General features: G+C 51.9%; 10 protein-coding genes. 7 read left to right on the top strand and 3 right to left on the bottom strand.

Features of this window, described 5'->3' with window-relative positions:
* Positions 1-408: 408 nt before the first annotated feature.
* From GXX57_04495 to GXX57_04515, 5 genes are all read left to right on the top strand, one after another.
* Positions 409-1089 carry a hypothetical protein gene (locus GXX57_04495; protein HHV43912.1) on the top strand — a complete coding sequence of 227 codons (681 nt, stop codon included), beginning with the start codon at positions 409-411 and terminating at the stop codon, positions 1087-1089.
* 435 nt (positions 1090-1524) lie between these two features.
* Positions 1525-2847: an extracellular solute-binding protein gene (locus GXX57_04500; protein ID HHV43913.1), complete on the top strand. Its 1323-nt coding sequence runs from the start codon at positions 1525-1527 to the stop codon at positions 2845-2847.
* Positions 2848-2962: 115 nt separating this feature from the next.
* A complete protein-coding gene (locus GXX57_04505; GenBank protein HHV43914.1) occupies positions 2963-3268 on the top strand; it encodes a hypothetical protein in 306 nt (101 codons plus the stop codon).
* 287 nt (positions 3269-3555) lie between these two features.
* Positions 3556-4002 carry a hypothetical protein gene (locus tag GXX57_04510; protein ID HHV43915.1) on the top strand — a complete coding sequence of 149 codons (447 nt, stop codon included), beginning with the start codon at positions 3556-3558 and terminating at the stop codon, positions 4000-4002.
* A gap of 156 nt (positions 4003-4158) precedes the next feature.
* Positions 4159-4335 carry a hypothetical protein gene (locus GXX57_04515; GenBank protein HHV43916.1) on the top strand — a complete coding sequence of 59 codons (177 nt, stop codon included), beginning with the start codon at positions 4159-4161 and terminating at the stop codon, positions 4333-4335.
* Between the two features lie 347 nt (positions 4336-4682).
* Here the strand turns inward: GXX57_04515 and GXX57_04520 are convergent, their stop codons facing one another.
* From GXX57_04520 to GXX57_04530, 3 genes are all read right to left on the bottom strand, one after another.
* Positions 4683-6047: a tetratricopeptide repeat protein gene (locus GXX57_04520; GenBank protein HHV43917.1), complete on the bottom strand. Its 1365-nt coding sequence runs from the start codon at positions 6045-6047 to the stop codon at positions 4683-4685.
* Between the two features lie 512 nt (positions 6048-6559).
* Complete coding sequence (locus GXX57_04525; GenBank protein ID HHV43918.1) at positions 6560-6982, bottom strand: hypothetical protein; 423 nt, start codon at positions 6980-6982, stop codon at positions 6560-6562.
* 41 nt (positions 6983-7023) lie between these two features.
* Complete coding sequence (locus tag GXX57_04530) at positions 7024-7236, bottom strand: hypothetical protein (GenBank protein ID HHV43919.1); 213 nt, start codon at positions 7234-7236, stop codon at positions 7024-7026.
* 421 nt (positions 7237-7657) lie between these two features.
* Here GXX57_04530 and GXX57_04535 point away from each other — a divergent pair, with 421 nt between their 5' ends.
* The gene (locus tag GXX57_04535; protein ID HHV43920.1) at positions 7658-8590 is read left to right on the top strand and encodes a DNA adenine methylase; all 933 of its coding nucleotides are present in this window, start codon (positions 7658-7660) and stop codon (positions 8588-8590) included.
* Positions 8591-8639: 49 nt separating this feature from the next.
* Positions 8640-8858: a hypothetical protein gene (locus tag GXX57_04540; protein ID HHV43921.1), complete on the top strand. Its 219-nt coding sequence runs from the start codon at positions 8640-8642 to the stop codon at positions 8856-8858.
* Positions 8859-9244: the final 386 nt, after the last annotated feature.

Raw genomic sequence — 9244 nt, forward strand, 5'->3', positions numbered from 1 at the left:
CGCCATGCCCGCCGCTGGACACTGCACTTACCCCGATGGTGGCCGTTCAAGAGACTATGGAGACAAGCCGTCCAAGTGTAGCCTGTATCCACGTCTTCAAAAACAAAGACTCTGCTAGAAAGGAAAATGGTAAGAGTGTCCAGTTCTACCTATTGCCTGCCATAATATGCCACTACTACTAGTTTATGTCAACAGATTTACTGCTGAACCTGCCAAAACTCTCTCTTGATAAACCCACCGGGAGAAAAACGGCTTGGTTTTACAAAAAATGCACTGTAGTAACCGACCCTTGCGAGATCCGGGATTAACGGTCTATATCATAGCATGACTTCCTATGGTTCCAGTGTCCACCTGCGAACAAACACCGTGATACACAAATCTAGGGCATTTGAAGGAGGCAAAATCACCGTGAAGCGAGCTTCTGTTTTATTCGTTCTACTTCTTTTCTGCTTACTGAGCATCTTGGCTAGTGCCGCGGAACCGCGCGTGGTTCTGCTGGAAGATTTCGAGAATGCCCGCGTCGGTACTGGCACGTTGGTTTACGGTCACATGGACCAATGGGAGGTTGTTCCCTACCCAGAAGGCCCGGATAATCACTGCTTGCGGGTTACTAAGACCCATAGCACCATCGGACTTGCCCTTGAGTATCCAGTGGAGGTGCGCCCAGGTAGACAGATCGTACTTACGCTAAAGTACTGCGCCACCGGTCGGTTTGAGAACCGTTATGTGGTGGGCAATATCTGGTTCATGAACGATAAATACGGCTATGGAGTGACCCATAACCTGCTCAACCCCGGTGCCGGTGGAGTCTATTTCGTCAGCATCAACGGCGCATGGCATCAACACAGTAAACTCTCCGACCAGGTGATCACCCCAGGACGGGATTGGGGACAATGGGGTACGGTGAAACTGGTCTGGGAATATGATCAGCTCTCGGTGTACGTGGACGGGCATCTTTGTGATACCATTACCGACGCCACATATGCGGACCAGATCATCGACCGGATCACCCTTTGGAACTGGTGGCGGGCCGAGGATGATGTGGAAGCCGTCTACTACGACGACATCCGGGTAGAAGTCATCGACTAGGGATTTCCCCAGGCCCAGCTTGACCGCAGGAGAGATTCTTGAGTTTGCTAGGTTAGGGGCTGAGGGTTTTTCACACTCACCAGGACCTGTTGGGCATTCCCAGCGTGAACATCCAAGAGTGCCGATGAACCCGAATTATCCCCGTTGATTGAACAACGATCTACTCAACCCCAGTTGATGCAGCTACAGTCAGAACTCCGAGGAAGCCAATTCCCCCGGACGGAACTGCTCCCAGTGGGGGACGGTGAAACTGGCTTAGGTGGACGATGAGTAGTGCAGCAGTGTCGCGGTGGATAGTGATTTGGAGGAAGTCATCGATCGGGTAACACTGTGGTGTTGATGGCGCGAGGAAGACGATGTGGAAACGGCGTACTTCGACGGTGTGCCAGTTGAGGTCGACCACCGGATCTAGTCCTCCGGAAAGGAGCAGATGATATGACCCACAAAAGACTAAGATTCTTCGCACTTCTAGTCACCCTAGGAATTGCCTTGGCTTTGGGTCTACTGGCCCAGACCTTTGCCCAAGAAAAGATCGTGATCCTAGTTCGAGACGGTCAACATGACATCAACCTGGATATGGTGAAGAATTTCGAAGAAATCTACGGGATCCAGGTAGAACTGGTACGGGCCCACTGGAACGAGATGGATTCCACGTTGTTTATCCGGATTGCATCGAACTTGCCGGTGGACTTAATCTTTGAAATGTCGGTGTATGAATGGGCAGCCTATGCCAACAAGGGTCTTTTCCAGGATCTTACGCCTTTCCTGGAGAAGGACGGCTTTGCCACCGATGGCCTGTTGCCCCTATGGGATAGCATGCGAGTCAATGATGGTCTTTACGGCGTTGCCTTTAACACCACATTGGGTAGCGCCGTCCTGTACAACGCCACCCTCTTCCGGGAGGCAGGATTGCCCTTCCCGCCTCTGGACTGGGATGATCCCAGCTGGAATTGGGACACCTTCATCGACTATGGCCGGAAGCTTACAGTAAGAAATGCCGACGGGTATTACACCCAGTTCGGCATCCATTCGGTGGACTACGAGTCCGCGGTGATGAACTATCCTGGAGCCAGCTTTTTCACCCATGAACCCTACTCAGAAAAGATCACTATCACCTTCGACACACCAGCCAATCGGGAACTTTTCGATCAGCTGACCGGACTGCGCCGTGATTTGCAGATCAGTCCCAGTCTCTTTGTTAATCATACGGGACCACGGAGCCTCGCTTGGGAGCCTTGGCGGGATGCGGGACAGGTGGGGATGACCGTGGGACCAGCCAACCTGCAGTTGTTTTCCAATCCCTACGACTGGGGCATGGCCCCCTTCCCCTTGATGGGCGATGAGCGTAAACCCGGCATCGCCTGGGTTAACTGGGTAGCCATACTCTCGGAGCCCATCGCGCAGAACCAGGAAGGGGCCTGGCTGTTCATCAAGTTCATGATGCAAGAGGGCCAAGAAGTACGACCGGGCTTTCCTGGGGTGCATTTCTCCGGATGGATGGACCACTTGGAAGAGATCGTAGATAGTGGTCTTTATCATCATACCCGACAGGAGCTAGAGCACTTTGTCTCCCGCTGCCTCAACGAATTCACCATCCCCTCTCCGCGATATTATGTGCCCGGCTACGGTGATGCCATGCTGTATTTCGAGCAGGTGCGAGATCGCATCGCCGCCGGGGAACTCCCGGTGGCTGAAGGCTTACAGTTGGTGGAGGCGGAGATGAATCGAATTGTTGCCGATTACATCGATAGTCTCTGACATCTATGCCGACTCACCCGGGGTGGCGGTTTTTTGGCCGCCACCCCTGTCAAGAAAGTAGACAGAAAGGAAACGACCATGAGAAATGGTGCAAATCACTGCGATACTAATATACATGGCATTCGTCGCGTTGGGGAGGGCAACCCTTGCCGTTGCCCAGGCACTCCCCGCGGTTGCTTCGGTGGATCTAAATACTATCCGGGCGGAAAACCTTGATTTTACACTCCTAGAATTGGAAAGAAATGTCCCAGGGTGTTACCTAGGGCTTGAGGAAGCTGTCAACGGGACGCTTGACTCCGGGGAGTTTGCCGGGTGGACAGACATCACCTCCCGCAATGATCAGCCCTACATCGCCCCAAACCAGGAACTGATACTGCTTTATACATACTTTCTCACCGCAGATCGTCCATGGAACCAATAGCACGGGGACGAAGCCCTTTTGGCGAGAATCGAGGCGGGACTGCTACATTGGACCTCCGTCCAGATAGAACTGAGCGGTTTTTGTCAATGGTCACCCGATGCAGGGAAATACGAGCAGTGGTGTGTAGCGGGCCTAAGATTACTTCCCGCTTACATGTTGGAAGACCCGGGCATTCAGCATTTCCCAGAGGTAGACAGGGCCCTTTAGACCCCGTGCCAGAAGGGCGTGGATTTCTTGCTAGCTTATCCCACCAACAACCGGTCCTGCGCGAACCAGATGGCCAGGGGATGGGCGCAATTGGGTTCTTCATCGACATCTTCGGTGAGGACCACTTGCAGGATCAACTGGATACCATGATCGATGCCTTCTTCTCGGTGGCCCAAAGCCCCGCAGACTACTACTGCGAATCCATGGGCCCTTGCTTTGGATACGGCTTGATGGTCAGTGGCGGCTCCTTGTGGAACCTCTATGGGTTGACAAAGGATCCGCGGATCATTGCTGGACAGGAAAGGTTTTGTTGTTTCATGTCCTACAACATGCTCCTGGAGCCCGCTGGAGGGTTAATCAATAACCGTTCCATGTCCACGCGACTTGAATTTCCCGTCTACTCCCCCGTCCTCCGACCCTGGTCTGCCGAAATCCCTTTGGCGGCAGCCTTTGGCAAACCCACAAGTACCCTTCCTTCCGTATCTGCAAAGGCTTTTGGACTTCGTAAGTCCTCGCCAGGTCTTTGACCCACGGGGATCTGGGGACCGAAAACCGTTGATTGGAGCAGTCCCGGCGACATTTTGGTTTTAGTCTGCCATGGAGAATATGACCTAACCGAAGAAAACATCGGTTGGCAACAGCAGCAGCTATCCTACATTAAAAGTGACCTGTTTACCGCTTAGTTGACCGACCCCAAGGAGAACTCCGAGTTCCTTTATGTACGACGTCCCAATTATTACTTCAGCTATATGGGCGGTACCCAGCGGGAGCAGCAACGCCTGGGCCCTGCCTCGGTATGGCATCCCACGGTCGGTACCATCATCTGGTCCAGCCGGCTTGATCGCCCGGACCAAGGGTAGTGCGCCTGGGTCGACGTGTTCGGACAAGACAAGGCTGTGGAGGAGTTCAGTATTGTCACCGAATACTTTAACCTTTAAGGGGAAAGGATCGCCAATCCTCAAACAACTATGGACTTCCACCAGTTACAGTGCACCGTTCCCGGCAAGGCGGTATCGGCGTTAAAGATGATAACCTTAGAGGAAGACAGTTTAGACTTCGGTATTTCCGCCAATGAACCTCCCCACAAAGGAAACTAACAAACCGTTATGGCAGTTGTGAATCCATCTGTCGTGCAATCCGAGCTATTCTGTGGTCAATTCATCCAGCTCGGAATGTAGCGATTACTACCTGAGTCCGATGGCCCGGATCAGTGACTCCTTGCCTTACCGATGATTCCACCGATAAAAGCACCGATCAGTGCCCCCATGGGGCCTTCCACAAAGGCCCCAATGACTCCTCCGATTGCCATCACGACCAAGATGAATAAATAGAATTTAAACGTATATCCGGAGGTGATCGCCTTCTTTTGTGTATCCCCAGGGTTGGTAGGATTTGTCAAGTTCTCCTTAATCTCCTCAAAGAAGTCGCCGCTTAACCGCAACACCGCCGGACAACTCAACTCCACCGATCTGATTTGCCACAAGACGGTCTCCACAGGATACTTTCTCAAGGCCGAGGTAAGTTGCTTCCGCTTCTTGTCTATTTGTTTCTCCGAAAAAGGCTTGTGAGCTAGTTTCCGCTGATAGTTCTCCACCACCGTAAGCACTAGATCAAAGACGGCCGGAAGTAGCTTCTTATGCAGCGCGCCTAGGGACCGGTGCACCTCGGCTAGATCCCGCAAGGAGGCGAAGAAATCGGCAAGTTCCTTCTTAGGACACAAACCTCGGGCTTCTTCAAAAAAGAAGTGGGCGCTATCGCAGTCTCCAGCACTCATACATTCCATGCCGGTATTGGCCAGCCGGTCCGCCACGTGTTGCCGAGCCACCTCGTCATCCCCTGTGATCTCAACCAAGCGCTGCAGACAGTGCCTCGCCGCCGACATCTCACCCTTAGACGCATACAACAATAGCAGACGATCGTATAGGTCCAGATCTTCTAAGGTGGAGGGACTATTTGCCTCAAGCCCCCGTTCCAACCAGGAGATGGCGTCATCCTGCTGATTTAGCTTCACATAGGTAAAGGCCATGGCATAGTAAGTCTCTCGATCCTTGGGATCCAGTTCCCAAGCATGCTGGAAAGCCTCCTTCGCCGACGCTAGGTGAGAGCCTCCTTTGGTGTTAGCCAAGCCGAGATGACTGAAGCCCAGTCTTTTCCAGAGTTCCACCTTCCTTGCTGCCTGCTTCACCAACTGTCCATAGTGGGCAATGGCCTGCTCCCAAGCACCCATCTTCATATAACACTGACCCAAACCCTCTTGATAGTCCAAGTTGAGGGGATTTATCTCTGTCAATCTGCGAAAGCAATTGACAGCACTCTTCCAGTTCTTGTTCTGACGATGCTGGCACGCCTCTTGCTCTAACCGTTCAAGCCATCCACGATCCGCCAATGCCCCATCATAGGCCGCCCGCCTTTTGGGATCACTGAGCACCTCATAGGCCTTGCCAATCGCCATGAACTGATCGGGATACTGATCCGGTGGATACTGATCCACCAATCGGAAGTAGGCATGCCGAACCTCTTCCGGCGTAGCCTGGGGTGTTAACTCCAGGATATCGTAAAGATTAGGCTCCATCTCTTTTCTCCTCTAGTTGCTATCAAGTCTGCTGCGCCCCTTCGAAGTCACCCTATGCTTGAGTAGAGGTTCTCTGGCGTATCGGCTCCGGCTCTCACCATCATATTCGCAATACTTGTTACACCGCTGTACACCATCCTGGGGCCTACCTTTCCGATGCTACAAACGGATACTTTCCGAGACACCCCTGGCAAACTTCCTTCCGCTGGGGGCGGAAGCACCATGGAACCATATCTCTCCCATAAAACACACGCCCGTGGGCCCGCCAATCGCGGGTTATCCAGCCTAGTGAGCAAGCATCAACCCTAGGGGAAAAGGGGCTAATAAAAGAAACACCCACTGCAATCGTTTCGGACACTAAAGTGGGGAAGCCCTGCCCTCCCCCATTCAGTAATCCAGGCTAAGCCTTTCCTTGCCGGTGGATTGATGCGCATTGAAGCGCCCGATGACGACTACAAAAATGAAGGGCCACCGTTGGTCACCGCCTAAAGAAATGGGGACACTCCCTGGTTTTACTCAGGGGGCGCGTCCAGTAAATCCTTCAGTTTCTCGAGTTCTTTCAGCTCTTTGAGACACTTTTCCTTGGAGAGTCTCAGTTCCTGATACTTCCTATCGGAACGTCGGAACAGTTTTCGCCAAAAGGCCTTGGAAAAGAAAGGAGGATACAACTTTCGGTTGATCTCTTCTAGTTTTCCTTCGATTTCCTCTTTGCGCATGTCGATAGTACCGGTGAGGATTTCACACAGCAATTCGGTGTTTTCCGTAAGGCCTTTGCGCTTGATAGCGAGTCGGTATTGTCTGACGGCCTCCGCTAAGTCGCCCTTCCGATGGGCTTGGAGACTAGCATACACATAGGTATTCTGAGGCATCCAACCACTCTTACGGAGACGATCCACTAGCTTCTTTGCCGCCACCCCTATGGCAATCCTGGTCATCCAAACCGAAAACATGACTCATACCTGCAATGCCTTTTCCATCAAACTGGGATCCGCGGGTACTTCCTCTTGTACTCCTCCCACTCATCTCGGGTGAGGTCCTGGGGTTCTTTACCAAACATCTTTCGCATATTATCCGCGGCCGCTTCCACCAACTCCCTGTTGACCGATGCCGCAGCCAAAACGGCACCTCCCACCGCAAAAGGGCCATCGACGAAATCAATACCGGTCAGAGTCTCGAGGCCCCGTTCCAACAGAAGCCCCCCAGAAATCCCACACTTCCCGCCGCTGTTATCTTAACGATTCTTTTCATCGACCGAAACCGCCCTCTTTTTTTCTTCCCTTAGCAGTTCTTCTTTCAGCCGAAGAAAATATTGGTCCTTCTTATCCAACCGTTTCTGCAGGTTATGTACCTCACGACGAAGCTTTGCTTCCGTCTTCACCGCCACGTGCGAGTATCCATTCTCCACCGCCCACTAGTCGAACGGTGGATTGTTCTTTTCAAGTATCCTAAGGATTCGCCCCACCCGGTGGAAGTAAACACTGGTCAACAATGAAAAAAAGTGCTACGATGAGGTCATAGCCCTTTCCCCGGTTTTCCGGGAAGGGGTTCTCTTTTCCGAACCCTAGAGTTCTACTTCTTGGACGATGGTCTACTTACATGCCTAACGAAGGATGATGTACGTGCACACCCCCATACCGGCAAAGCCCTTTCTCAAATGGGCTGGAGGTAAAACGCAACTGTTGGCCGCGTTAACAGAGCGTCTACCGCGCCAGATTAGGGAGTCTGGTATAATCGAAGTCTATGTAGAGCCCTTTGTGGGCGGAGGAGCTTTCTTCTTTCACCTGAAGAGCAACTTCACAGTAAAGAGGGCCTATTTACTTGACATCAACAAAGAATTGATCCTGGGCTATCGGGTGATACAAGAAGCACCGGAAGCACTAATCGTTCTCCTAAAGGAACTGGAGGCGAAATACCAAACCCTGAATTCCCAAGGAAGAAAGGCCTTCTACTATGCCATTCGAGAACAGTATAACCAACAGATGTATCACTTCAACTATGGATCCTTTAATGAGGACTGGATCCTGCGGGCCAGCTGGCTGATCTTCCTCAACAAGACCTGCTATAACGGCTTGTTTCGTCAAAACCAGAAGGGAGAGTTTAACGTTCCCCATGGCAGTTATGACCATCCAACCATCTGTGATGCGGATAACATCCGGGCGGTGAGCAAAGCTTTGGAGAATGTAACGCTAATCTGCGATGACTTCCTGGGCTCCAAGGGGTTCATCGATCACGGAACCCTGGTGTACTTCGACCCACCCTATCGGCCTTTGTCCAAGACAGCCAATTTCACCAGTTACAGCAAGCACACTTTCACTGACGAAGACCAGATTAGGTTGGCCAACTTCTACCGGGAACTCGATACCAAAGGGGCATTTTTGTTGCTGAGCAATTCAGACCCTAAAGCCAGCAACCCAGATGACAACTTTTTCGATGATCTTTTTGCAGGGTTCAATATAGAACGAGTCTTTGCCAAGCGTGCCATCAACCGCGACCCAACGGGTAGAGGAGAGATTACGGAACTGATTATCAGGAATTACGGGTAACGGAGAGCGGTATATTGACACCGTATGGAAACGCCAACCCATAAACACAGTGCGTACCGTGCCCCTCGCGAGCATCTTCCCCGATCTTCGCACCTCGCTCACGGTTTTGCGAGAGCTTTTACAGGCAATCAAAGACCAGCTGGTTACCGACCCAGAAGAGCTGACCACCTATACCGACAAAATGTACTCCCAGGTTCTCCACCGCATCGCCCTGACCTCTACCCTACTGGAAGTGGCTCGGATGAACATGGACGGTGAATCTCTGTAATTTTCCCCTTTATATGACCCGGATTTTCTCAAGAACAATGGCCTTATAGCCGGTATTTCGCACCCTTGCACGCAGAAGCCGTTGAATTTTTTTGTTAGGTTCTTGTGAGGTATATCCTTTCATCATATCCTGCCAATCTGAGCAACTTCAAAATCTCAGGAGAGGTATTCGTTGGCAAGTAGCGTTCCGTATGAGTCCCGTGGTGAAGGTAAACCACGGAGATATACTGGAGCATGTCCAATATGGCCGTAACCGTTGAGCGATCCAGGACTCGATTGCCCGGGGCAAGTATTGTGGCATTCTGGTCTTGCAGAGCTTTGCGTATACGCCTCTGCAAGAAAGCTGCTACCATGACTGCAAGCAGGATCACGTAGCCCAGGGCTTCC

The organism is Bacillota bacterium, from assembly GCA_012839765.1.
Taxonomy (GTDB): Bacteria; Bacillota; Limnochordia; order DUMW01; family DUMW01; genus DUMW01.